This is a genomic window from Rhodococcus sp. H-CA8f, assembly GCF_002501585.1.
Classification (GTDB): domain Bacteria; phylum Actinomycetota; class Actinomycetes; order Mycobacteriales; family Mycobacteriaceae; genus Rhodococcus_F; species Rhodococcus_F erythropolis.
Genome location: NZ_CP023720.1, coordinates 4,011,498 through 4,035,862, shown reverse-complemented (window position 1 = coordinate 4,035,862; position 24,365 = coordinate 4,011,498). Strand labels below are relative to the sequence as shown.

The following is a 24,365-nucleotide window of genomic DNA, read 5'->3' as shown; positions in this document are numbered from 1 at the left end:
CCTTCCCACCGACAGCGTGTTCGTGCCCGCAGCCGAAGTGCAGAGCATACTATTTGCCCTGTTATAGCGATTCTCTTGTCATCGAGAAGGCGAGTGCCTGATGGAAGCAGTCAAGATTGTCCTCGAGCTGGCGGTAGTGCTCGGGGCGATTGTCATGGGTACCAGATCGAGCGGTGTCGCTCTCGGTCTGTGGGGCGGCGCAGGTGTTGCCATCCTCGTGTTCGTCTTCGGAGAGGACGTCGGCAGTCCGCCGGTCGACGCTCTCCTCATCGTCCTGTCCGTTGTCCTCGCGTCGTCGATGATGCAGGCGGCCGGTGGTATCGACTGGATGGTCACCATCGCGGCCAAGTTGATCGAATCTCGCCCGAAACAGATCACGCTGATCGCGCCGTTGGTGTCATTCCTGTTCTCGGTCGGTGCCGGTACGTCCAACATCCTCTACCCGCTGCTCCCCGTCATCTACGACGTCTCGTACAAGAACGGTGTGCGGCCGTCACGGCCGCTGTCGCTGTCGGTTGTCTCGACCGGTGTGGCGCTGGCGTGTAGTCCGGTGTCCGCGGCGATGGCGGCGATGGTCACGCTGACCGACGTGCCGCCTTACGATTTCGAACTCATCGACATCATCAAGATCACCTTCCCGGCCGCTGTCGTCGGCATCGTCCTCTCCTCCATCGCGGTCAACAGGCTCGGTAAGGATCTCGACGACGACCCGGACATACAGGCGAAGATGAAGTCGGGCGAATTGGCCGGACCTGGTGCAGCGTCCAAGACCGAACTCGTCTCGACGAAGACCGGACGAAACGCGGCACTGATCTTCCTGGCCGGCGTTCTGGCCATCGTGATCTTCGGCCTGTTCAAGGGAATTCGCCCCGAAGCCGCCGACGGTTCCCCGATGGGGATGACACCGATCATCGAAATGCTGATGTTCGTCGTGGGTACGTTGATCCTGCTGGTGTGCCGCCCGAACGTTGCCGACGTGCCCTCGTCGACGGTGTTCCGTGCCGGCATGGTCTCGGCCATCGCGCTGTTCGGTCTGGCATGGCTGACGGACACGTTCATCAGCGCACATTCGGAGCTGATCACGAGCACCGTCGGCGACTGGGTCAACGCCGCGCCATGGATCTTCGCGCTCGGTGTCTTCCTGGTCTGTGTCCTGACGACCAGCCAGTCGACCGCGACGAGGACCATCGTGCCGATCGGTCTCGCTGCCGGGATTGCACCCGGCCTGGTGAGCGGCATGTGGGCCGGAGCGTTTGCCGGTGTCTATCTGTTGCCGACAAACGGTTCGCAGATCGCAGCTGCGAACTTCGACCTCTCGGGCAGCACGAAGCTCGGCTCCAGGCTCGTCGACCACTCGTTCTTCCTGCCGACCATCATCTTGGCCGTCACGACGATTGCGGCCGGCGCGGTGTTCGGAGTGGTGCTCGGCTGAGTCAGCTGTTGCGGTAGTGGTCCCAGCTCGCCTTGCACGCGTGGGCGAGCTGGTCCACCCGTTCGGCGTCGGGTGTAGGCCAGTCGAGGCCGGGTTTCATGATGTATGCGGCCAGTTCGTTCCCCAGTAGGAATTCTCGTTTGAATTCGGCCTGAACCGCACTCAACGTGATCCCGGCTTCGGCGGCGCGGGCGCTCAATTCGGCGAATCTGGCTCCGGCTCGGATGATTTCGAAACTGCCGAGGTACGGCTGATTGAGAGCGACGGCATCTGGATCGTCGACCTGAAATCCCTTGCGATGTGAGACCGCAAGTGTGCGAATGAGCTCCGGATCCATCGTCACGGGATTGTCGCCGCGTCGATTGCCGTGGTGGTCGCCACGATTGGAGAGTGCGACGACGTCGGGGAGTCGATCTGCTTCCGGCCGTTCGACATTGACGGCGCCGTCCCGCCGGGTGGTGTGGTTCATCGTGTCGTGGAACGACAACGTCGTGAACGATCGACCGAGTTCGAAGCTCTTCTCCACCATGCCTTCGATCAGTGCGTCGCGAGTTCTTTCGTAGACACCCAAACCGTGTTCGGCTGTCTCGGTGAAGGTCTCGGCGAGGTTCTTCCAGCCCGCGTCGTCGGTCGGCTCGAGCAACAGGGGGTAGAACGAGAACGTGACAGGGCGAACTGCGTCGACGCCGGTGAGGTCTGCTTTGTTGCCTGCACCGGCCTTGTGGACGCGGGCGAAGGCTTCGCGCAGTGACGCTTCCAGGTTTTCGGGCTTCGCACGGTTGGGATCGCGAATCATGCGAGGGTGCGGATTCTCCACGTACACGATGCGCGAATCTATTTCGGCCCAACGGCGCACGATGGGACTGGTGGACATGTCGGTGAAGTCGAATTGCAGCCGCTGTGTGAACTCGGGTGCGAGAAAACGTGAGAGTTCTGCTGGAATCGCGGAACCCGAGTGTGGGCAACTGACAAGAAGGTCGGCTTCGGCGATGGCGTCGTCGAGACTGCGGGAGTCGCGATCGGCATAGAACGTCAGGTCCTCCGGCGTGAACACGGTTCCGGCCGGGATGAGTACTGGTTCTCCACTGGTCATGAGCCCCAGCGTAATCGAGTGCAACCGTGCAGACTCAGTATCCGCTGAGTCGTTCCACGAGAGCTGTCTTGATCTCCGGTCGACCAGCCGCGACAAGAGTGAAGGTGGCTTCTCGCATGAGCCGCTCGGGGGTGTTGCTGCCGACGAGGGCGCGGCTTCCGGTCGCGGTGACGAGCGCGGCCGATGCTCGTATCGCAAGTTCCGATGCGCGGGCGCGTGCGGCCGACATGTCGCCGCCGCCGCGCAGTGCTGCATCGAGATCGGCGCGCGCCCGGGCGGCTTGTTCTTCGAACGCGTCGGCGTCGACTCCCAGATCCGCGAGTTCGGTCACGGCGCGGCGGGTGATGCCCATGGCCATCGCGCCGTTGAGCCACAAGCCGGGGAGTTGGGTGCTCTGGAACTGTTCGTCGCTGACGACAGCACAGACGTCGGTATCGGGAATTTCGAAAGCGTCGAACACGATTCGGACGGTGTTGCTCCCGCGCGCCGCGATCAGTGGAAGCTCCTCGATCGTCAGACCCGGGGCCTCGCCCACCGGTACGACGGAATGAACGATGGAATTGTCGAACTCGTCGCGCGCCGACACCAAGAGAACATCGACGATGCCCCAACCGGTGACGAAGGGTGCGATCCCGTCGAGGACGTAGCCGTCGTTCACCCGCTTGGCCCACAGGAGCGGTGGGCGGGGGATGGCGCCGGCATAGGCAACCCCACCGCGAATCGTGCCGGAAACCAGACCGTCCCAGTATTGTTCGCGCAGAGACGTATTGGTACTCGCTGCCAGGGCCCCGACGACGCCGTGATGCTGCATCCAGGTGAACGTCGTCGCGAGGCAACCGCCGCACAAGGTTTCGAGGACCTCGACCAGTTCTTCGCTGCTGGGGCCACCGTCACCGAGGGCGGCGATGCCGTAGAAGCCGTCGGCGGCGAGCGCGTCGAAATGGCTGCTGGGGATTTCTCCGTCGGCGTCGACGCTGTCGGCGACGGGAAACAGAACGGTATCGGCGATCTCACGCGCAAGTTCCGGCCACTTGGTCACGCTGTCAGGGTAAGCCGCGAGCCGGGGTTGTGGTGTGGAACTGCAGCGGTGGCGTATCTAGAAGGACGGCGGTGAACTCACGATGAGGAATCTCGCAACTGCAGCGGTGCGATTGAACCACCGATGCGGGATGGTCGAGGTGTAGAGGAGGGTATCGCCGACATGAAGAACGTGGTGCTCGTCCAGCCCGACCTCGACCTCGACAGATCCTTCGAGAACGTGAATGAATTCTTCGCCGGCATGTTCGGTGTGCTCACCTGCCTCGGAGTGAGGTGCTGCCGTGATCTCGTTGGGTTCCATGGTCCGTGAGCCGGTCGAGCAGAATCGGATCACCGAATCGTGTGCCAGTTCGAAGGTTCGCCCCTCGCCGGCGCGGACGAGGCTGGACGGAGTTCGCTCGCCCTGTGCCAAGAGTGAGTGCGCCGTGGTGCCGAGCGATTGCGCGAGGCGGTGAAGGTTCATGACGCTGGGTACTGCGTGCCCGTTTTCGGTTTGGCTCAGGAATGGCTGCGACAACCCTGACTTCACGGCAACCTCACGCAACGTCAAACCGGCTTCTTTTCTCGCTGTCCGCACGGCTGCCCCGATTGCGGTCGCTATCGCTCTCTGGTCGTCGTCCATGTGCCGAAGATAGCAGTGCTCTGGTGAAAGTTTTGATTACACAGACGAAACAAATTCGACCACGGTAAGAAATTATCGACGTGCTGAATAGTCCCGTACACGAAACACTTCCAGCTTCGGACGGAGATCGGCGCATGGCCATCCATCCAGTCGACCAGCGGCTCCCCATTGCCCGCCAGTCTGCTTTTGCTCTTCAGCACGTCCTCATCATGTACACCGGTTGCATCACGGTTCCGCTGGTTTTCGGTGCCGCAGTCGGGCTGGACCGCAGCACGGTCGCGATGCTGATCAGTGCGGACTTGCTCGTTGCAGGCATCATCACGATCATTCAGAGCCTGGGCGTCGGCAAGGTTGCCGGTGTCCGCCTGCCGATCGTCTGCGGTGCGACGTTCGCCGGGCTGACGCCGATGATTCTGATCGCCAAGGAGTACGGCCTGCAGGCCGTGTACGGGTCCATGCTGGTCGGTGGCGTGGTCGGCATAGCGTTGGCCGTTCCGTTCGCCAAAATCGTCCGATACTTCCCACCCCTGGTCACCGGCGTCGTCCTCACAGTCATCGGCATCTCTTTGATCGGTGTCGCGGGAGGACTGATCGTCGGAAACGACCCGACCTCCCCGTCGTTCGCCGATCCGAAGAATCTGGCGCTGGCTGCCGCAGTCGTTGTGGTCGCGGTGGCGTTCATCTGCCTCGGTCGCGGGATGTGGACGCAACTCGGTGTACTGATGGCACTGGTGATCGGTACCGTGATCGCCATCCCGATGGGTCTGATCGATCTGAGTGGCGTGGGCGGCTCGGCCTGGGTGGGCTTCCCGATGCCGTTCCACTTCGGCGCTCCGGAGTTTCCCGTCACCGCCGTGGTGGCGATGAGTATCGTCATGGCAGTCGTCTTCGCAGAATCGACGGCGAGCATGCTGGCGGTCAGCGAGATCACCGGAAAGCCTTTGAAAAAAGCAGATCTCGCACGCGGGCTGGTGGCCGACGGCATGTCGGGAGTTCTGGGCGGAATCTTCAATGCCTTTGTCGACACCGTTTTCTCGCAGAATGTCGGCGCCGTTGCCACGACCCGGGTGTACAGCCGGTACGTGACCGCTACCAGCGGTGCCATTCTGATCGTTCTCGGCCTCATCCCGCGAATGGGTGAAGTGGTTGCAGCCCTGCCTGATCCGGTGGTCGGCGGCGTCGGAATCATCTTGTTCTCCACTGTCGCCGTGGTCGGAATCAACACACTGCGCAAGGTCGATCTCAGTGACCCGATCAACACCACGATCGCTGCTGTGTCCGTCGGAATCGGTATTCTGCCGGAATTTGCGGAGGGGATGTTCGAGCGATTCCCCTCCTCGGCTCAGATCCTCCTCGGTAGCGGCATCACCTTGGCTGCGGCCTCTGCCTTTTCACTCAATCTGCTGTTCAATCACACCCGACTCGGTGAACTCGCGAGGCGATCGCGAGAGAGCCTTCCTGAACCCGCTACCAGCTCTGCAGGAGACGCCAGTGCCATCGTCCCAGTCTGATCCCTTCGAAGTTCCCGTCATCGACATCTCGCCCTACGTACTCGGTGGTGCCGACCAGGACAAGGCGCGAGTGGCCGCCGAAGTCGACCATGCCTGTCGGACTGTCGGTTTCATCCAGATTCGGGGCCACGGTGTTCCGGCCGATGTTTCTTCCGGCCTCGCCGAAGCCATGGACGACTTCTTCGGGCTGTCGATGGAGACGAAGTCGGGCTACCGAATCGAGGGCGCGAACCGTGGGTACAGCCCGCCCAAGAGCGAGTCGCTGAGCTTGAGCCTCGGCGTCGAATCCGCGACTCGGATGAATGACTTCTTCGAGGCCTTCAACGTCGGAACCGAAGCCAGATCATTCACCGAACTCGAACTGTCGGAGGAGGATTACGGAATCAATCTGTGGCCCGCAGTGCCAGGTTTCACGGAACGAGTGGAGAATTACTACGCCCATGGCGAGCGGGTGGCACGCACACTGACAACTATTTTCGAAGATGCGCTCGGTCTGACCCCAGGATTCTTCGAGTCGATCACCGACCATTCCATCGACGTACTGCGGATGAACAACTACGCATTACCCGAAGGGACGGTGACATTGGACGGTGAGTTGAAGGGTATGGGCGAACATACCGATTTCGGGCTGGTCACCGTGCTGTGGGCGGATCAGGTCGAAGGTTTGCAAGTACTCGGGAGCGACCGACGCTGGCACGATGTCTGGCCGGTCGACGGCGCGCTACTGGTCAATCTCGGGGATCTCACCGCGCGACTGACCAACGACAGGTGGATGTCCACGCTGCACCGAGTTGCGCCTCCGGTGGTGAACGGCACCATCAAGCGTCGGCGATCGGCGGCCTTCTTCCACGACGGAAACGTCGACGCGGTGATTGCGACTCTGCCGAGTTTTCAGGACGACTCCGGCTTGGAGTACGAATCCATTACCGTTCGCGATCACATCAAGGCCAAATTGGCCGGGTCGAGGCAGGGAAAGTCCAACGCCGCCGCAGTTCGAGAGGCGGCTCGGGTACTTTCGGCTGCAGAGCTCGAGATCAAGCAGTGAGTGCACGGAACATCGTCCTCATCCACGGAGCGTGGGCCGGCGGTTGGGTCTGGGATCGTGTGTGTGGCCCACTGAAATCGGCCGGCTTCAATCCCGTTGTGGTGGAGCTTCCAGGCTCGGGAAGTTGGAACCCCGACGACGTGATCGATCTCGACGCAGTTGCCGAACATGTTGTGGCAGTAGTCGCGTCCCTGGACGGGCAGTGCACCCTCGTCGGTCACTCCGGCGGAGGCATCGTGGCCTCACAGGTGGCTGAGTTACTGCCGTCGCGGGTAGCGGGTCTTGTGTACGTCGCGGGGATGATGCTTCCATCGCAGATGGACTTCGGGATGCTCTGCATCGAAGTCGGTCTGGCAAGTCCGGTCGGGATCTCACGTTGGTTGATCCCCGTGGACGACGGGAATGCGACGGTCGTTCCGCCCGAAGCCGGTGCCGCTGTGTTCTTCCACGAAGCGCCGGTGGCTGATGCGATCTTCGCCGCGCGCATGCTCGTTCCACAACTGGAGTCGGCCCGCCTGATGGCACCCGTCTGGACGGAAGAACGATTCGGAACCGTCCCGCGTTTGTATGTCGAATGCACGCTCGATCGAACCGTGCCGATCGAAGCTCAGCGTGCCATGCAGAAACTTGTTCCCGGTGCCCAGGTGGTCAGCCTGGACACCGACCACGCCCCGCAGTTGTCGAGGCTCCCGGAGTTGATCGAAGCGATCGCCGATTTTGCCCAGAACGCGTTCAGCCGAACTCGACGCCTTGAGCCAGCGGCAACTGGTCCGAGTAGTTGACGGTATTGGTGGCTCGGCGCATGTAGGCCTTCCATGAATCCGAACCCGATTCGCGTCCGCCGCCCGTCTCCTTCTCGCCGCCGAATGCGCCGCCGATCTCCGCACCGGACGTTCCGATGTTCACGTTCGCGATGCCGCAATCGGAGCCGTCGGCGGCGAGGAAGCGCTCTGCTTCTCGCTGATCGAGTGTGAAGATCGAGGATGAAAGTCCTTGAGGTACACCGTTGTGCAGCGCAATAGCGTCGTCGAAGTCGGTGTAGGTCAAGACATAGAGGATGGGTGCAAATGTTTCCGCCCGTACCACCTCGGTCTGTGCGGGCATGCGAACGAGAGCAGGTGTCACGTAGAACCCGGATTCGCCGACGCGATCACCGCCACCCACCACGGTTCCGCCGTCGCCGCGCGCGGCCGAGAGGGACTTCTGCATTGCCTCGTACGCGGCTTCGTTGATCAGCGGTCCGACCAGAACACCGGAATCGAAGGGACTACCGACCTGGAGTTGCGCGTACGCGGACGCAATGCGGTCGACGACCTTGTCGGCGATCGACTCGTGAACGATGAGTCGGCGCAGTGAGGTGCAGCGCTGCCCGGCAGTTCCCGCGGCGGAGAAGACAATTCCGCGCACGGCAAGCTCGAGATCCGCCGACGGCGTGACGACCGCGGCGTTGTTCCCACCCAACTCCAGAAGACTTCGTCCGAAGCGCGCGGCGACCCGCGGAGCCACGGCGCGGCCCATCCGCACGGAACCCGTGGCGCTGACCAAGGCCACGAGTGGGTTGTCCACCAGCGCCTCACCGACGTCTCGTCCGCCGACGACCAACTGGTGCACGTCGATCGGTGCTTCACAATCCGCGAGCGCACGCCGCAGGAGCGCATGACATGCCAGAGCGGTCAACGGAGTGGTTTCCGAAGGCTTCCAGACGACGGAGTCGCCGCAGACCAGAGCAATGGCGGTATTCCACGACCACACCGCTACCGGAAAGTTGAACGCAGAGATGACCCCGACAACGCCGAGCGGGTGCCACGTTTCCGACAACCGGTGGCCGGGACGTTCGGACGGCATGGTGCGCCCGTAGAGCTGCCTGGAGAGACCGACCGCGAACTCACAGATGTCGATCATCTCCTGTACCTCGCCTAGAGCTTCCGAGGTGACCTTGCCTGCCTCCAGCGTCACGATCTCCGCGAGATCCTCCTTGTGCTCGGTAAGTAGGCTGCCCAGCCGCCGCACCACCGCGCCGCGCGCCGGAGCGGGGACGGTGCGCCAGGTGAGGAACGCTCGATGAGCCGCCTCGACGGCGTCGTCGACCTCTCGGCCGGAGTGCTGCCGGACCGTACGCAGCTCTGTGCCGGTGATCGGCGTGTGCGCGCTCAGATCACCGGCGGGCCACTCGACACCGCAGGCAGCGAGGGCTCTCTCGGCGCGATCGGCGAGGCTCGAAGGATCAGGCAGGTTCACGGGGAGTCCTCTGTGTTTGAAGGCGGAAGTGTTTGTAGGCGGGAGTGGTTGTTGGCGGGAGAAAGCAGGGCACGTGATGCCTCTTGTTGTGCGCGGTACAGCTCGAACGGATCTTCGATGGTGCGGTCGATGGCGCCCTCCAATCGATCCTGCCCGTATTCGGCGCCGGGCGCATCGGAAACGAATCCGGTCACGGAATCGAGATTGGACGCGAAGATCCCGGCCGCGGATGCCGGTAGGAAGTCCTCATAGACGATCGGGTCGCGGACGACAACAGTTCCTTCGTTTCGGTACGTGAAGTACGCCAACCCCGCGTCGTCGAGTCCGTCCTCGGTGTGCGGAAATTCGCTGCCCCATTCGGCATTCTCGGGCCGTGCGATCAGTCGGTCGTAGATCGCACGCCCGCTGGGGGTCAACGCGATTCCGCGTGCCTCCACCTCGCCGAATCTGACGCGGACAGGTTCTGTGGTGACCGATCCGTCCGGCCGCCGAAAACGTCTGTCTTCGGCCAGTGCGCGAAACGACGTCTGCCGCAGAAGCAGTGGCGGTCCATTCCATCTCGGTGGGCCTTGGATGCGGTCGATCATGATGATGCCGCGCTCGGTCATTCGGCGGTACAACTCGTCGATGTCGAGCACTCGCGGGGTGAGGTGGTTGACATGTGTCGAGCCCTGGCCGGCGATGTCTGCGGCGACAGGTGAGATCGTGGCAAGTTCGCGATACCAACCGGCGTCGATGGGATCGGTGCCGAGCCGAAACGCCGAGGTCGCCGCTTCGACGAATTGTGTCGCCTCGGGCTCCGGTAGGCCGCACTCTCGGTTCGCATGCCGTGCCCACTGCAGAAGTTCTGGAGAGAACAGGGTGCGGCGACGCAGGAACCCGGTGATCCGACGCTCGAGGTCGGTGTCGAAGAACCTGGAATCGGAGCCGGTCAGTACCGAAGTGAAAACACGGAACGGGTTCCGGGCGAGTTCGGCAGGGTCGGTGGGGCGAAACGCCGTCGAGACAACGGGAATGGGGGAGTCGGTGAGCCGGAGGTCGTAGTAGCCGACCGGAAACATACCGAATCCGCCGAAGACGGTGGCTACGTCACGTAGTTCGTCGAGAGTCCCCAGTCTGATGGCGCCGTGACGCTCGGCGCTGACTCTCGCCAGGCTGCCCAGGCGCTCCGCCGAATGCGGATGCTCGGCGGCAAAATCACGGTTCACCTGCATCGTTACATCTACCAAGGTGTTGTAAGCGGGGACCTCGTCCCCATACATCTTGGCGAGGGCCGCTGCGAACCGTGCACGTAGCTCCCAGGTTTCAACCATACGAATGTCCGATTGCGTTAGCCTGCGCAGGTGCGAGAAACAGAAACCAGTGACGCTGCCGGGGTTCCGGTCGACGAAACCGATCGACTTTTGATGCGTGAATTGGTCTTGGACGGCCGTGCCACTCTCGCGAGTCTTGCTGAGAAGGCAGGACTCTCGATCTCTGCAGTCCAGTCGAGAGTGCGTCGATTGGAGTCTCGCAAGGTGATCCGTGGCTACTCGGCGAAGATCGATCCGGAGGCACTCGGTCATAATCTGTCCGCATTTGTCGCCATCACTCCTCTCGATCCTTCGCAGCCCGACGATGCGCCTGCTCGCTTGCGTCATCTACCGGCCGTCGTCTCGTGTCACTCCGTGGCCGGGAGCGAAAGCTACGTCCTCCTGGTCCGGGTGGCGTCACCTCGCGCGTTGGAACGATTGCTGCAGGAGATCCGTACGGCAGCCAACGTCAACACGCGAAGCACCATCATCCTACAAACTTTTTACGACGAATGACGGGTGTTCCGTAACTTTTACGGCTTCCTATCGACACCTTCGTAAAATTGACATAATCTTCGCAGTATGAGTACTGCGATGCGAGACTTCGGTGACAGTGCGCTCTTTCCGGTCTACGAGGTGCTGAAGGCCAGCATTCTCGTCGACGGATTCGATCTGATTCTCGATGTGCAAAGGTCGCAAGGTTCGTATCTCCGCGACCTGCGAGACGGCACCGAGTTTCTGGACATGTTCGGTTTCTTCGGCTCTTCCGCCCTGGGGATGAATCACCCGGCGATCGCCGACGACGAGGAATTCCAGCAGGAATTGGCCGTTGTCGCCTCCAACAAGCCGAGTAATTCCGACATCTACACCGAGCCTATGGCGCGCTTCGTTGCGGCTTTCGCTCGGGTCCTGGGGGATTCGGCGCTCCCACACTTGTTCTTCGTGGACGGCGGGGCACTTGCGGTGGAAAATGCGCTCAAGGTTGCCTTCGACTGGAAGAGTCGGTTGAACGAAAGCCGTGGATTGTCAAGCGATCTGGGGGCGAAGGTCCTGCATTTGACCGAGGCCTTCCACGGTCGTAGCGGATACACGATGTCACTCACCAATACCGAACCGGGCAAGGTCGCGAGATTCCCCAAGTTCGACTGGCCCCGGATCGACTCGCCGTATCTCGCAGACGGTCGCGATGTCGAAGCTGCGGAGAGGCAAGCTCTCGAGCAAGCGCGCCGAGCGTTTTCCGACAACCCCGACGATATAGCCTGTTTCATCGCCGAGCCGATCCAAGGCGAAGGCGGTGACCATCACCTCAGGCCGGAATTCCTGCAGGCGATGCAAGAGCTGTGTCGTGAGAATGACGCCCTCTTCATTCTCGACGAGGTGCAAACGGGATGCGGAATCACCGGAACCGCTTGGGCCTATCAGCAATTGGGATTGCATCCGGATGTGGTTGCCTTCGGTAAGAAAACGCAGGTCTGCGGCATCATGGCCGGCGGTCGAGTGGATGAAGTGCGCGACAATGTGTTTCACGTCAGTTCCCGGATCAATTCGACGTGGGGTGGCAACCTCACCGACATGGTGCGCGCCCGGCGGATACTCGAAGTCATCGAGCAGGACCGACTGATCGACCGCGCGCGATTCACGGGTGCGCATCTCCTTGCCCGGTTGACCGAAGTCTGCGGGCGCTACGCGGCGGCGACCGAGCCGCGCGGTCGTGGTCTGATGTGCGCGATTACGTTGGCGGACAGTGACCTTCGTGATCGTGTCGTCCAGCGACTGCGAGAAGACGAGCATGTGATGATACTGCCAACCGGGAAGAGAGGAATCAGATTCCGTCCCGCGCTGACGGTGACCACCGGTGAGTTAGACGACGCGGTCGACGCAGTAGAGCGAGTACTCGAACGCGAAGTCTAGGCTCTGGCCTGGAGTTCGCTCCACACTCGATCCGGTGTCATCGGTGTGGAGTACATACGCACTCCACACGCGTTGGCTATCGCGTTTGCCAACGCCGGTGCTACCGGATTGAAGGGGGCCTCACTCATCGATTTTGCGCCGAAAGGCCCGAGTTTGTCGTACGTGTCGGCAAACAGTACTTCGGTGATCGGCAAATCTCCGATCTGTGGAACGTGGTAATTGCGTAGCTGAGGATTGATCACTCGGCCTTCTTCGATGACGATTTCCTCCGACAGTGCAGCGCCGAGGGCCTGTCCCACACCGCCTTCCACCTGCCCTCGCAGTTGTGCCGGGTTCATGACGGTGCCGGCATCGGCGGCCTGAACCGACTGCAGGATCTTCACCCGGCCGGTATCCGTGTCGACGGCAACGCGAAAACCGTGAACGTTGAACGAGACCGAGCGCGGTGTTCCGTCGTGGCGACCGTCAGCGGCGAGCGGGCCACCTTCGAGTAGCGTCGCGAAATCGAGGCAACCGTGGGACGTTTCGACCCCGTCCGGCGAAAGATCGTCGATCTGCGCGCCGCGGCCACTCAATCGCACCGCACGGGTCAGTATTCGCTCGCGAAGGCGCTCGCAGGCGATCAGGAGCGCCTTGCCGGCGACCACCGTTCCCGTCGACCCGAATGCTCCGGTGTCGTATCCGCCGGCATCGGTGTCGGATTGAACAATCGTGATGCGATCGACTGTCGTCCGCAATTCGGTGGCCGCGATCTGTTGGTGAATCGTGGTGGTTCCGTTGCCGAACTCAGCGGTGCCGATGTTCACGACGTACCGACCGTCGGCCTCGAGTGCGACGGTGGTGTCGGAGAAGTGACCACGCGGCGGGATCGTCGCGATCATGGCAATTGCCATGCCCCGGCCGATCTGCCAACGCGACCCTGCCGGTGCAGCCTCCCCGCGTCCGCTCGACAGTGCACTGTCGACGAGGTCGATGCACTGGTCCAGTCCGTAGCTGCCGAATTCGAGATCACCGTCCTCGACGTGCCAGTCGACAAAATCGTCTCCGGGTACGACGACGTTTCGCCGCCGAAACTCGAAGGGGTCCATGCCGAGACGATCAGCGAGCTGATCCATGGCCGACTCGACGGCGAAGATGATCTGGCCGAGCCCGTAACCACGGAAGGCGCCGGACGGAACGTTGTTCGTGTAGACCGCTTCGGCGTCGACGCGTTTGGTTGCAGCGCGATAGACCGCCATGGATTCGGCGCAACCGTGGAACATGACTCCGATCGAATGGTTCCCGTACGCCCCGGCGTCGGAAAGGACGTCGATGGCCAGTGCAGTGAGAGTTCCGTCGGCATCGGCGCCGGCGCGAACCGAAACTCGCATCGGGTGCCGTGACGGTGCGATGGTGAACTGATCGCTGCGGCTGAACTCGTAAGCAACGGGCCTACCCGTTCGCAGGACGGCGAGTGCGACCAGATCTTCGGTGAGTAGTTCCTGCTTCCCGCCGAAGCCTCCACCGACCCGCTTGGCGAACACCCGGATTCGGCTGCGATCGAGATCGAAGATGTGCGCCAATTCGTCCCGAACCAGAAACGGCACCTGTGTGCTGCTTCTGATGACGAGACGGCCGTCCTCGTCGAGCCACCCCACTGCGCCGTGAGTTTCCAAGGCCACGTGCTGGACTCGCGCAGTTTTCCACGCACCTTCGACGACTGCAGTGGCATCCGCGAGCGCACGGTCCAGATCGCCGACACCATCGTGAAGCGCGGCAACCACGTTGCGAGGGACTTCTGCGATCCGCGAGCTCTCGTCTTTGTCGCCGTGCAGGAGCGGAGCGCCGGGGGAACGCGCCAGATCTGGTTCGAATACCGCGTCGAGTACCTCGTAGTCGACTTCGATCAGCGAGAGTGCACGTTCCGCCTGCGTCGGGGTTTCGGCGATGACCGCGGCGACGCGCTGGCCGCGGAAACGGACGGTCCTGTCGAACACCCGCGTATCGTCCGGATCGTCGTTGCGGTCCTCGTGCCGGGCGGTCGAGAACAGCACGTCCGGACTGTCCTGAAAGGTGAGGACCGCGGCGACGCCCGGCGCCGCTTCCGCTGCTGCCGTGTCTATCCGGGTTATGTGTGCGTGTGCGTGCGGACTGCCGAGTACTGCGACGTGAAGCAGGCCGATCGGCTTCTCACCCGGGGAGAAGTCCATGGTGTACTGCTCGGTCCCCGTGACGATGCGTGCGGACGCCGGGGCTGCGATGGAACGCCCTTGTGCCCCGCCTGTTTTGGCGGTCTCGGTATTGGATGTACCCGCGAGGGCGTCACGAATGGACCGATAACCGGTGCAACGGCACAGGTTACCTTTCATCGAGCACGCGAGATCGGATTTTTGTTCGACCGACAGCGCTGATGCGGTGACTACCATTCCCGCTGTACAGAAACCACATTGGAACCCACCGGCGTCCACGAATGCCTGTTGAATGGGGTGAAGTTTCTCCGGTGTTCCGAGGCCGGCGGCGGTGACGACGTCGCGGCCGCCGAGGCGGTGGGCGGGAAATATGCACGAATGGGTGGGGTGTCCGTCGACCAGAACCGAGCAGGCGCCGCAGTCTCCGGCATCGCACCCCTTCTTGACGGAGTTCGCTCCGTGCTCGCGGAGGAAGGTTCGCAGGCACTGTCCTGGGCGGGGCTGATCGTCGCGGGGAACTCCGTCCACCGAGTACTTCATTCCAGTTCACCTCGGATTTCTTCGGCGAGAAGGTCAGTCATCGCCTTCCGCCACGGCGCAGTTCCATGGACATCGGTGAAGTAGGCGTCTTCCGGAATCCTGCTGTGCAACGCATCCGCAAGTGCAGCGGCGTCGGGGAGTTTGTCGAATTTCAGAGCGTACGGACGGCGGGTCGCGGCGGTGATCGCCAGTGTGAAACCGTCGGCACCGCAGCGTCCGGCAACGGCTACGGCCGATCGCCCGAGTGACGTCTGTGCCAGCTTTCGCATCGCGGTACGTGCGGTCAGTGCATGCACGGGAATCCGGATACTGCGGATGATCTCGCCGGGGCCGAGCACGTTGCGAGAATCGTCGATGACGAAATCGACTACGGGGACTGAGTATTCGGTACCGTCCGGACGCCAGATCGTCAGTTCGGCATCGAGAGCGGTGCACAGAGTCGTCATCGCTCCGGCCGGGAAGGAGAGCGCGATGTTGCCGCCGACGGTCGCGTATCGCAACACCTTCCACGATGCGAGCAGTGCGTCAGCGCAGTGTTGGAACAGCGCTGCGGCGGACCATGAGGTGGGAAGACCGGCGCGGCACAGTTCCTCGATGGTGCAGGTGGCCGCGATTTCGAGACCGAGATCGCCGACCACGACAGCTTTCCAGTCGAAGCCCGCAAGATCGACAAGAGTGGTCAGGTGCGGCTGCGGTTCCGAGTACAGCCAGGTGCCGCCGCCGATGAACCCGATACCGGGTGATGCGCAGGGGAGCTCGGCGCGGGTCCGCGGCACCAGAACTTCGTCGACGCTGTGCAGATCCATCGCTGCCTCAAGCCTTTCCGAGTAGGTCGCGGTGTGCGCGTGCGACATCCGAGGCCACGACGTCCTCGTCGACGGTGGTGACTCGTCCGTCGGCAACTACGATTCGCCCGTTGACGAGTAGTAACTTCAGCGGGGGCGTCGAGCCGAGTACGAGCGCCGCCACCGGATCGGTGATGCCGGCATGCGCGACGGTGTCGAGTTTCCACACCGCCAGGTCGGCAAGTTTTCCGACCTCGATCGATCCGATTTCGCCCTCGCGGCCCAGAACTCGTGCGCCGCCGATCGTTCCCAATTCCAAGGCTTTTCGCACCGTCATCGTCTGCGGTCCGCCCTTGGCGCGAGCAAACAGAAGCGCATGACGAGACTCCTCGATCAGACTGCATGCTTCGTTGCTCGCCGCGCCGTCCACACCGAGCCCCACGGTGACCCCGCCCTTCACCAGATCGGCGGCACGGGCGATACCGGCCCCCAGTCGCGCATTGGAGGTCGGACAGTGTGCCGCGGCAGTTCCGGTTCGCGCCATCGTCTCGATACCGGCGTCGTCGAGATGGACTGCGTGTGCGTACCAGACGTCCGGGCCCACCCAACCGACGCGTTCCATGTATTCGACCGGCGTGCAACCGAAAAGCTCTCGGCAGAAGCTTTCCTCGTCCAGGGTCTCGGCGAGATGCGTGTGCATTCGCACGCCGTTTTCGCGGGCCAGCGTCGCGGACTCTCGGAGCAGTGACTCCGTCACCGAGAAGGGTGAGCAGGGAGCTACCGCGATCTGCAGCATCGACCCCGCATTCGGATCGTGCCAGCGGTCGATCACCGACTGCGTGCCGGTCAGGATGTCGTCGAGTTTTTCCACGACGTGATCCGGTGGCAGGCCGCCGGAACTCTGACCGAGGTCCATCGACCCACGACACGGGTGGAATCGAAGGCCAACCTGCGCAGCGGCGGTGATCTCGGCTTCGAAAACGTCGCCGGCGTCACGGGGAACGACGTAGTGGTGGTCGGTGGTGGTCGTACATCCGGTTTTTGCCAACCAGGTGAGTCCGCCGGTGGCCGCCACGTGGACGGCGTCGGCGTCGATACCCGCCCAGACGGGGTACAGCGTGGTCAGCCACTCGAAGAGCGTCGAGTCTGCTGCCAGGCCACGGGTGATCCATTGGTAGAGATGATGATGTGTGTTCACCAGACCGGGCGTGATCAGGCAACCGTTGCCGTCGATCACGTGCGCATTGGGGTACACGGGAGCCTTTCCGGCCCCCACGTCGACAATCTTGTTGCCCGAGATCACGACGTAGCCGTCGGGGTGCTCGGAACGCTCGCTGTCCATCGTGACCACATGGGCATTGGCGACGACGAGAGTGGTCCCGAGGGCCGGGTCGGTCACGACAACCAGCCTGAATAGGGTGTCCACGACGGCCCCGCGTCTGGTGCGTCGGATCGGCTGACCGCAGCTTGGATCAGCCCGTACGGACGATCGGCGGCGTGGAACACCTCGTTGTCGTTCTCGACTCCGAAGCGGCCGAGTGCATATTCGAAATGATGCTTGTTGGGTGCCGACAGTCGAACCTCGGCAATGATCGGAAACTCTTCGAGAATTGCTTTGCCGATGTGGAAGAGCGTCTGCTGCAAGGCAAGTGAATGCACCTGCGCGAACTGTTTGACGATTTGTGCCTTGATACCCACGTAGACCGATTCCCAGTCGACGTCGGTGGTGACGAATCGCCACTGGGCGACCAAGGTCGTCGCCATGACGCGGTCGTCTGTCGGCTCGAGGATCGTGTACGGATCTTCGAGGAAACCCGAGAACTCACTACCGGTCGATTTGAGGATCACCAGGTCCTTCAAACCGCCGATCACCCACGTCCCGGCATCGACTGTCCCAGTATCGGAGATTGTGATCGACGCCGTCCGAACCTCCTGACCCTTCCGAATCCAGGTGTAGTCGTGCTCGCTGCCGTCGACAATCGCACGCTCCCAAGCGTATTCCTCGATCTCGATCCGCGCGCCACTGACCGGTTCGATGTCGTCGACGAAATGACGGGCGAGTTCGAGTCCGTACGTCTCGATCGAGATCAGACCCTTTTCCTTGGCGTAGGAATAGGCCGTTTGTTTCTGCGTGTCGGTCGGCAGAACCTTCGACTGATCGCCGGTTAGGTACGCGTCGGCGAAATCTCCACGCAGGCAGGTGGAGACGTTGATGTCGTGGATCTCGTGACGAGGAGTGTCGCGGTAGATTCGGACTACCCTGTTCTCAGCTTTGCCGTACTGGTGACCGGTAAGTTCGATGGATCCGCTCAACCGGTCGGTGCTTGTAACACCGGTCGTGATGTTGCCGGTCGTGATGTTTTCGGTAGTCACGTTTTCAGCTCCCGCGATAGGTGGAATAAGCAAAGGGCGACAGCAACAGTGGGACGTGATAGCCCCGCGCCGCGTCGTCCAGCCGGAAGGTCACTGTCACTTCCGGGTAGAAGTTCTCTTGTCCGTTGGTCTCGAAATACGTTCCCGTGTCGAAAGTCAGGGTGTAGTGACCGGTGGCCAGACCACCGGGAGCAAGTTCGGGGATGCGGCCGTCGGAGTCGGTCTCGGCACTGGTGATCGTGACGCCGTCTCGATCACGAAGTTCGACGCGAATCCCCGCAGCGGGAATGCCCGTCGTCGCGTCGAGAACGTGCGTGCTCAGGGTCTTGCTCATGCTGCGCCTCCGGCGAGTGAATCGATCAGACGGGCAAGCCTGATTCGATTGATGGCGGCCAATTCGGTTCGAAGCACGGAACGCTCGGTCGCCGGGTCGTTTCGGAGACGGCCTCGAAGGATGTCGAGGAGCTCCGTTCCAGATTTCCCCGACGCGCAGACCAGGTAAACATGGCCGAATGTCTCTTCGTACTCGGCGTTCTTCTGTCGAAGTTCCGCGAGGACGTCTTCTGTCGCGGACGAGACTTCCGACTGTTCACGGGTCGAGGCCGCGCTTTCGCTTCGCTCACCGATTCGTGGGTGGCCGGACAGAGCGTCGTCGATTTCGGACTCGGGAAGCTCGGCCAGCACGGCATCTGCTTTGTCGAAGAGAGCTTCCAGATCGGTGAACGGGCGAGACGAGGCGATTTCCTGTGCCCACACGGCGGAATGGCAACACTCGAGCAGCGCCGCGACTGCCTGGTGGTCACCGAGCGCATCGAAGGCTCCGAGACCACTGGAATTCGTTGTAGGCATGTCCACAGGATTACTTGAGCATGTTACGGATCTGTAGCGCAGCAATTACGGGAGATGATGTGTCTCGATCTTATTTCTCCGGCCGCCCTATTCCGGTGACAGATACATTCTTAGGTATGACCGATACTCCGAAGCTGTCTTCCGTCGTACCGTCCCTGGCGAACCTCCGAGACATCGGTGGCCCCGAATCGAGCTTCGGTGGCACCGTCCGCACCGGGAGTGTGTTTCGTTCCACCGATCTGGCATCGCTCAGTGCGGAGGGCGCACAGACCCTCGCCGATCTGGGCATCGTCACGATCTACGATCTGCGCACCGAGTCCGAACGCGAGACGGCGCCGGATCTGACGCCGGACGGAATCCGAGAACTCGGCCTGGACGTATTGGCGGACAAGCAGTATCGCGCCATTCCGGCTCAGATGCAGCAGATGATCGCCGACCCGGCGTTTGCTGCCGAAGCGTTGGGTAGCGGCCAGGCGCTCGAGTACTTTCAGGGAAGTTACCGCGATTTCGTGACCTTGCCGAGTGCGGTCGCGTCGTACCGGCAACTGTTCGTCGACTTGGCGCAGCCGCCCAGCTCGCCGGCACTCATTCACTGCACCACGGGCAAGGACCGCACGGGCTGGGCCGCAGCCGCGCTACTGCTGTTCCTGGGTGCCTCCGAGGACGCGGTCTTCGCGGACTACCTCGAAACCAACAAGGTTCTGTTGCCGATGTTCGCGCCGCTCCTCGAGCGATTCGAGGCCAAGGGTATCGATCCGACCCTGCTCGAAGGTGTCCTCGGTGTCAGGCGCGAGTACCTGGAGGCGTCGATGGCAGAGCTTGCGCAGGTCCACGGATCGATCGAGGCCTACTTCACCGACGGCCTGAAGATCGACGCGTCGACCCAGGAACAATTGCGGAGCAACCTGCTCAGCTGATCAGGACCTGCTCGGCTCGTCGTCGCGGGCCCTTCGACGCCGCATCACGAGGCTGACGATACCGATCCCGATGGCGATGCCGAGCAGGTCGGCGGTGCCGTCCCAGATCGAACCGGAACGCGAAATGGGCAGCGCTGCTTGAAGAACCTCGGACATCGCAGCAAAAATCACGAGCCACACCGCGGTGAGCCACGCCGGGATCCGGGCGTGCAACGAGGTGATCGCCAGCACCGCGAACATCAACGTGTGAGTGATCTTGTCGGTGTTCTCCGGGCTCGACGGGACGGTGGAGCCCGGGGAGAAGAGCATGATCAGGGCAATGACCACGGCGATCGCCAGCGGCCAGTATCGGTTGTTCTTCAATTCGTCTGCCCCTCGACGACGACGAGTCCGAGTGCACCTTCGGCGAATCTGGTGACGGCGTCGGCGGCTGTCGTGAGCGCCTCGGTGTGCCCGTCGCGGGCCCAGCCGGTCAGCAGGGCGGTGGAGTCGAGAGGCGTCAGAACGACCTCGGCGAGAAGCTCACCGGTGTTGGGCTGGCACACGGCCCAGGAGTAGACGCTGTTTTCGTGCCACTGAGCGCTCCGCTGACTCACGTAATCGGGGTCGGTGATACCGCCGTCGGCAAGGGCAGGGCGGTCGTCCACACGCTCGTCTGCGCGCAGTGCTCGCAGATACCATCCGCCTGCGTTGATCTCGATCGGCTCCATCAGTCGGAGCCCCGCTCGCGGCGACGCTTGGCTTTGCGTTCCCTGTCGGTCCCGAACAGCAGTGCACCGGCGAGGGGAATCGCGAGGAACCACAACCAGGTGCCGGTGACGAAGAACAGGATCACCGCGAGAATCGGGATGACGGCCATGACGCGTCCGGACCAGTCGGGGTTGAATCGTCGCTCCGCCGGTGCGGCGGGAGGTGTCACCATCGACAGGGGAGCGGTGCCTGGAGCTTGATAGTTGCCCGGTAGATCGGCGAACACCGGAACGAGTTCACTGCGAGTTGTTGCGGCACTGACGATTCCGCTTCTCTCGTCGAACTCCGTGACGGTGAGGCGGCCTGCGGCGAAGTGCTCGCTCAGGAGATCGAGTGCCTGCTCGCGTTCTGCAGTGCCGATGCGAATGTCGGGGACGTCAGCCATCGTTACAGCCTACTCAAACGACTGTGCGCCTTTCCGGTAGTGGGGACTACCGGAAAGGCGCACGGGGCCGGAGGCCTTACTTCAGTTCTGCGAGAACCGTTCCCTGCGTGATTGCTGCACCCGGCTCGACGGACAGTCCGGTGACGACACCGGCCTTGTGCGCGTTGACGGGGTTTTCCATCTTCATGGCTTCGAGAACCGCGATCAGGTCGCCTTCTGCGACTTCCTGGCCTTCGGTCACTGCGACCTTGACGACGGTGCCCTGCATCGGAGCGGTGACGGCGTCACCGGATGCTGCGCCGCCGCCGGCGCCGCCGCGCTTGCGTGCCTTCGGCTTCTTGCGGATGGCACCGGATGCTGCGCCGCCGCCGTTGCCGAGCGAGAACTGGCCCGGGAGGGAAACCTCGACGCGACGTCCACCGACCTCGACGACGACGTTCTGACGCGGCAGAGCCTCGTCCTCGTCGTCGACCGGTGCACCGGAACCGGCGTACGGCTCGATGGTGTTTTCCCAGTCGGTTTCGATCCACTTGGTGTAGATGTCGAACTTCTCGCCGTCACCGACGAATGCCGGGTTCTCGACGATGTGGCGGTGGAACGGGAGGACGGTCGCGAGGCCGTCGATCTCGAACTCGGCCAGAGCGCGCGATGCCCGCTGGAGGGCTTCTTCGCGGGTGGCGCCGGTGACGATGAGCTTGGCGAGCATGGAGTCGAACTGTCCGCCGATGACGTCGCCGGCAACAACACCGGAATCGACGCGGACGCCGGGGCCCGTGGGCTCACGGTAGACGGAGACCGGGCCGGGGGCGGGCATGAAGCCGCGGCCGGCGTCTTCACCGTTGATGCGGAACTCGAAGGAGTGTCCACGCGGGGTGGGATCTTCCTTGATGGAGAGTTCTTCGCCGTTGGCGATGAGGAACTGCTGACGCACCAGGTCGATGCCCGCGGTCTCTTCCGTGACGGGGTGCTCGACCTGCAGGCGGGTGTTGACCTCGAGGAAGGAGATGGTGTCGCCCTGAACCAGGTACTCGACCGTTCCGGCGCCGTAGTAGCCGGCTTCCTTGCAGATGGCCTTGGCGGACGCGTGGATGCGTGCGCGCTGGTCGTCCGTCAGGAACGGAGCCGGAGCCTCTTCGACGAGCTTCTGGAAGCGACGCTGCAGTGAGCAGTCGCGGGTACCGGCGACGACGACGTTGCCGTGCTGGTCGGCGATGACCTGAGCCTCGACGTGGCGGGCCTTGTCCAGGTACTGCTCGACGAAGCACTCGCCGCGACCGAAGGCTGCGATGGCCTCACGGGTGGCCGACTCGAACAGCTCGGGGATTTCCTCGATGGTCTGGGCGACCTTCATGCCGCGTCCACCGCCGCCGAAGGCAGCCTTGATCGCAACCGGTACGCCGTATTCCTTGGCGAATGCGACGACCTCGTCTGCGCCCTTGACGGGGTCCTTGGTGCCGGCAGCCATCGGAGCCTTCGCGCGTTCTGCGATGTGGCGAGCGGTGACCTTGTCGCCGAGGTCGCGGATGGACTGCGGTGACGGACCGATCCAGATGAGGTTCGCGTCGATGACGGCCTGGGCGAAGTCGGCGTTCTCGGAGAGGAAGCCGTAGCCGGGGTGGATGGCGTCGGCGCCGGACTTCTTGGCGGCATCGAGGATCTTGTCGAACACGAGGTAGGACTCGGCGGACGTCTGTCCGCCGAGGGCAAATGCCTCGTCTGCGAGCTTCACGAACTGCGCTTCTGCGTCGGGCTCGGCGTAAACGGCAACGCTGCCGTAGCCGGCATCCTTGGCCGCCCGGATGACCCGTACCGCGATTTCACCGCGGTTCGCGACAAGCACCTTCGTAATGTGCGCGCTGGCATGACTGGGCACTGAGCCTCCTGTGGTTCGCATAGTCTGTCTCCGCGGTGTATTCCTCTGGGATTTCACCATCGGGGGATTGGCATCACTTCGGAGTGTATGCATCGCTTCGGCGCTGGCTGTAACCGGATCGCTAAAGCCCACTCCGGCTTAGGAAACGGTTTCGAAAACTACCGATGAGTAGCTGCCGGAGGTGCCGGTGTCCGGTTCGGCGACGATTTCTTCGACGGTCCGGCGCAGTGCGGCCACGTAGGCGTGAACCGCGGCGTTCGCCGTCTCGTTGCCTGGATACCTGACTGCGAGATTGAGGCCTTGGGGTGTGCGGTTGATCCAGATGTATACGTCGTGCGTGTATGCCTTGCTTCGAAGTGCTCTGGCGTTCCATTCGGGCCACTGTGCGGCCTCGGGTACAAAGCGAACGTCCATGTAGGACACCACGAATCGCGGTCGAATCGGGGTTTCGAGGTGCTCACCGATCCGATCGAACGGGACCGCGGCGGCAGGCTTGACCGAAGCGATCGATTCGGCGGCGCGTGTTGCGAGGTCGCCGAACGAACAGTCCGATCCAACGGCGAACTCGACCGGGCACAGTCCGACGAACCAGCCGAGCGCACCCGCCCACTCCTGAGCGCTGCGGGTGTGAACCGGCGTCACGACCTCGAATTGATCGGACCCCGCGACTTCGCGACCTACGGCCGCAAGTCCGCCGAGTAGTCCGGCGAAATAACCCACGCCGGCGGCTGCACACGTCGAACTGAAGGCCTTGGACTGCTCGGCGTCGAGTAGCCAGGTCGACAGGCCGTTCTGAGAATCGGTTCCGCGTTCACCGATCGGTAGCGGGAACTGGGGTAACCCGTCCGTTCCGAGAGCCTTACGCCAGATCTCCACCGCAGCCTTCTCGGCTTCCATGTCGGCCATCTGCTCGCGTTCGACGGCACCGAAATCGACGTAGCTGCCCACCGGGAACAGATTTGCAGCGCTGCCGGTCGAGGCCTCGCGGTACAGCGCTGCAATCTCGTGAGCGACCAGCACGATCGAGAAACCGTCGATGATCGAGTGGTCCGCCGCGAAGAACACGGTGAACGGACCGTCGCCACCGCGGGGCGTCAACGTCGCGAAGACGTACGACGGCCAACTGTGCGGGGACGCGTAATCGTCGAACAGGCGGTGAAGGTGGTCGAAGTTGTCCTGGCTGGACGCGTCGTAGCCGTGGCTGACGACCCCGATGTCGATTCCGCCGATCGGGACGGTGTGCCGGGTGATCTCGCCACTCGAGGGCTCGAGGACGGTATGCGAGCGCAGAACTTCATGACGGTCGATCCAGCGGCCGAGGGCGACTCGGAACGCATCGACATCGAGCGGGCCGGAAATCTCGAAAGCTGTTCCCAGCCAAGACTTGTCGCCCGCGCCTGCAGCGGAACGGTTGAGATGTGCCTCGTGAATGTAGGAGACGGGCCGCGGATCCGGAACCCAAGGCCCGGTTGCGCACGGCAACCATTCGACGAGTGCGCCGGCCGGAATCGCATAGTCGGCCAGTTCGGTGAACTCCATGTTT

At 62.7% G+C, this 24,365-nt stretch carries 23 protein-coding genes; 7 read left to right on the top strand and 16 right to left on the bottom strand.

Features of this window, described 5'->3' with window-relative positions; translation table 11 throughout:
- The first annotated feature begins 100 nt into the window (after positions 1-100).
- Positions 101-1,432, top strand: coding sequence for an anaerobic C4-dicarboxylate transporter family protein (locus tag CPI83_RS18805; protein ID WP_097387550.1), 1,332 nt, complete (start codon positions 101-103; stop codon positions 1,430-1,432).
- A 1-nt stretch (position 1,433) separates the two neighbouring features.
- Here the strand turns inward: CPI83_RS18805 and CPI83_RS18800 are convergent, their stop codons facing one another.
- From CPI83_RS18800 to CPI83_RS18790, 3 genes are read right to left on the bottom strand one after another with little or no spacing between them, the layout of a single operon-like run.
- Positions 1,434-2,525, bottom strand: coding sequence for an N-formylglutamate amidohydrolase (locus CPI83_RS18800; protein WP_020907058.1), 1,092 nt, complete (start codon positions 2,523-2,525; stop codon positions 1,434-1,436).
- Positions 2,526-2,559: 34 nt separating this feature from the next.
- Positions 2,560-3,564: an acyl-CoA dehydrogenase family protein gene (locus CPI83_RS18795; RefSeq protein WP_060938856.1), complete on the bottom strand. Its 1,005-nt coding sequence runs from the start codon at positions 3,562-3,564 to the stop codon at positions 2,560-2,562.
- Between the two features lie 57 nt (positions 3,565-3,621).
- Complete coding sequence (locus CPI83_RS18790; RefSeq protein WP_003940980.1) at positions 3,622-4,185, bottom strand: cupin domain-containing protein; 564 nt, start codon at positions 4,183-4,185, stop codon at positions 3,622-3,624.
- A 134-nt stretch (positions 4,186-4,319) separates the two neighbouring features.
- Here CPI83_RS18790 and CPI83_RS18785 point away from each other — a divergent pair, with 134 nt between their 5' ends.
- Genes CPI83_RS18785 through CPI83_RS18775 form a run of 3 tightly spaced genes read left to right on the top strand, consistent with a single transcriptional unit; the run spans position 4,320 to position 7,523 of the window.
- Positions 4,320-5,696 carry a nucleobase:cation symporter-2 family protein gene (locus tag CPI83_RS18785; protein WP_080909727.1) on the top strand — a complete coding sequence of 459 codons (1,377 nt, stop codon included), beginning with the start codon at positions 4,320-4,322 and terminating at the stop codon, positions 5,694-5,696.
- A complete protein-coding gene (locus CPI83_RS18780) occupies positions 5,677-6,741 on the top strand; it encodes a 2-oxoglutarate and iron-dependent oxygenase domain-containing protein (protein WP_097387549.1) in 1,065 nt (354 codons plus the stop codon). The genes CPI83_RS18785 and CPI83_RS18780 overlap by 20 nt, the downstream gene beginning before the upstream one ends.
- Positions 6,738-7,523 (top strand): alpha/beta fold hydrolase, encoded by a 786-nt coding sequence (locus CPI83_RS18775; protein WP_097387548.1) that lies wholly within the window; start codon positions 6,738-6,740, stop codon positions 7,521-7,523. Before CPI83_RS18780 ends, CPI83_RS18775 begins: the two co-directional genes overlap by 4 nt.
- On the opposite strand, the gene CPI83_RS18770 is transcribed toward CPI83_RS18775, so the two are convergent.
- Together CPI83_RS18770 and CPI83_RS18765 are read right to left on the bottom strand one after the other, a co-directional pair.
- Positions 7,474-8,979, bottom strand: a complete 1,506-nt coding sequence (locus CPI83_RS18770) for an aldehyde dehydrogenase family protein (protein ID WP_097387547.1) — start codon at positions 8,977-8,979, stop codon at positions 7,474-7,476. The genes CPI83_RS18775 and CPI83_RS18770 overlap by 50 nt on opposite strands.
- Positions 8,976-10,292 (bottom strand): VOC family protein, encoded by a 1,317-nt coding sequence (locus CPI83_RS18765; protein WP_097387546.1) that lies wholly within the window; start codon positions 10,290-10,292, stop codon positions 8,976-8,978. Before CPI83_RS18765 ends, CPI83_RS18770 begins: the two co-directional genes overlap by 4 nt.
- Positions 10,293-10,322: 30 nt before the next feature.
- On the opposite strand from CPI83_RS18765, the gene CPI83_RS18760 reads away from it, so the two are divergent.
- Positions 10,323-10,787, top strand: coding sequence for an Lrp/AsnC family transcriptional regulator (locus CPI83_RS18760; RefSeq protein WP_019747732.1), 465 nt, complete (start codon positions 10,323-10,325; stop codon positions 10,785-10,787).
- A 66-nt stretch (positions 10,788-10,853) separates the two neighbouring features.
- Complete coding sequence (gene lat / locus CPI83_RS18755) at positions 10,854-12,182, top strand: L-lysine 6-transaminase (RefSeq protein WP_097387545.1); 1,329 nt, start codon at positions 10,854-10,856, stop codon at positions 12,180-12,182.
- On the opposite strand, the gene CPI83_RS18750 is transcribed toward lat, so the two are convergent.
- The 6 genes from CPI83_RS18750 to uraD all read right to left on the bottom strand — a co-directional run bounded on the left by CPI83_RS18750 (position 12,179) and on the right by uraD (position 18,897).
- Positions 12,179-14,890, bottom strand: a complete 2,712-nt coding sequence (locus CPI83_RS18750; RefSeq protein ID WP_097387544.1) for a molybdopterin cofactor-binding domain-containing protein — start codon at positions 14,888-14,890, stop codon at positions 12,179-12,181. The genes lat and CPI83_RS18750 overlap by 4 nt on opposite strands.
- Positions 14,887-15,696, bottom strand: a complete 810-nt coding sequence (locus CPI83_RS18745) for an FAD binding domain-containing protein (protein WP_097388211.1) — start codon at positions 15,694-15,696, stop codon at positions 14,887-14,889. Before CPI83_RS18745 ends, CPI83_RS18750 begins: the two co-directional genes overlap by 4 nt.
- Positions 15,697-15,703: 7 nt before the next feature.
- Entirely contained in the window at positions 15,704-17,017 is a 1,314-nt protein-coding gene (locus tag CPI83_RS18740; RefSeq protein ID WP_232816936.1) for an 8-oxoguanine deaminase, read from the bottom strand.
- Between the two features lie 53 nt (positions 17,018-17,070).
- Complete coding sequence (gene pucL / locus CPI83_RS18735) at positions 17,071-17,988, bottom strand: factor-independent urate hydroxylase (protein WP_198586377.1); 918 nt, start codon at positions 17,986-17,988, stop codon at positions 17,071-17,073.
- Between the two features lie 64 nt (positions 17,989-18,052).
- Positions 18,053-18,382 carry a hydroxyisourate hydrolase gene (gene uraH, locus CPI83_RS18730; protein ID WP_097387542.1) on the bottom strand — a complete coding sequence of 110 codons (330 nt, stop codon included), beginning with the start codon at positions 18,380-18,382 and terminating at the stop codon, positions 18,053-18,055.
- Positions 18,379-18,897, bottom strand: a complete 519-nt coding sequence (gene uraD, locus CPI83_RS18725; protein ID WP_020969193.1) for a 2-oxo-4-hydroxy-4-carboxy-5-ureidoimidazoline decarboxylase — start codon at positions 18,895-18,897, stop codon at positions 18,379-18,381. The genes uraH and uraD overlap by 4 nt, the downstream gene beginning before the upstream one ends.
- Positions 18,898-19,013: 116 nt before the next feature.
- Here uraD and CPI83_RS18720 point away from each other — a divergent pair, with 116 nt between their 5' ends.
- On the top strand, positions 19,014-19,814 hold the full coding sequence (locus CPI83_RS18720; protein WP_041814841.1) for a tyrosine-protein phosphatase: 801 nt from the start codon (positions 19,014-19,016) through the stop codon (positions 19,812-19,814).
- Here CPI83_RS18720 and CPI83_RS18715 read toward each other — a convergent pair whose 3' ends face one another.
- The 5 genes from CPI83_RS18715 to CPI83_RS18695 all read right to left on the bottom strand — a co-directional run bounded on the left by CPI83_RS18715 (position 19,815) and on the right by CPI83_RS18695 (position 24,361).
- The gene (locus tag CPI83_RS18715) at positions 19,815-20,177 is read right to left on the bottom strand and encodes a VanZ family protein (RefSeq protein WP_097387541.1); all 363 of its coding nucleotides are present in this window, start codon (positions 20,175-20,177) and stop codon (positions 19,815-19,817) included. It abuts the gene before it with no gap.
- Positions 20,174-20,524, bottom strand: a complete 351-nt coding sequence (locus CPI83_RS18710) for a hypothetical protein (protein ID WP_003940792.1) — start codon at positions 20,522-20,524, stop codon at positions 20,174-20,176. Before CPI83_RS18710 ends, CPI83_RS18715 begins: the two co-directional genes overlap by 4 nt.
- Positions 20,524-20,949 carry a DUF1707 domain-containing protein gene (locus CPI83_RS18705; RefSeq protein ID WP_029255031.1) on the bottom strand — a complete coding sequence of 142 codons (426 nt, stop codon included), beginning with the start codon at positions 20,947-20,949 and terminating at the stop codon, positions 20,524-20,526. Before CPI83_RS18705 ends, CPI83_RS18710 begins: the two co-directional genes overlap by 1 nt.
- A 76-nt stretch (positions 20,950-21,025) precedes the next feature.
- Positions 21,026-22,822: an acetyl/propionyl/methylcrotonyl-CoA carboxylase subunit alpha gene (locus CPI83_RS18700; protein WP_019747743.1), complete on the bottom strand. Its 1,797-nt coding sequence runs from the start codon at positions 22,820-22,822 to the stop codon at positions 21,026-21,028.
- 138 nt (positions 22,823-22,960) lie between these two features.
- Complete coding sequence (locus CPI83_RS18695) at positions 22,961-24,361, bottom strand: condensation domain-containing protein (protein ID WP_020969197.1); 1,401 nt, start codon at positions 24,359-24,361, stop codon at positions 22,961-22,963.
- Between the last annotated feature and the right edge of the window lie 4 nt (positions 24,362-24,365).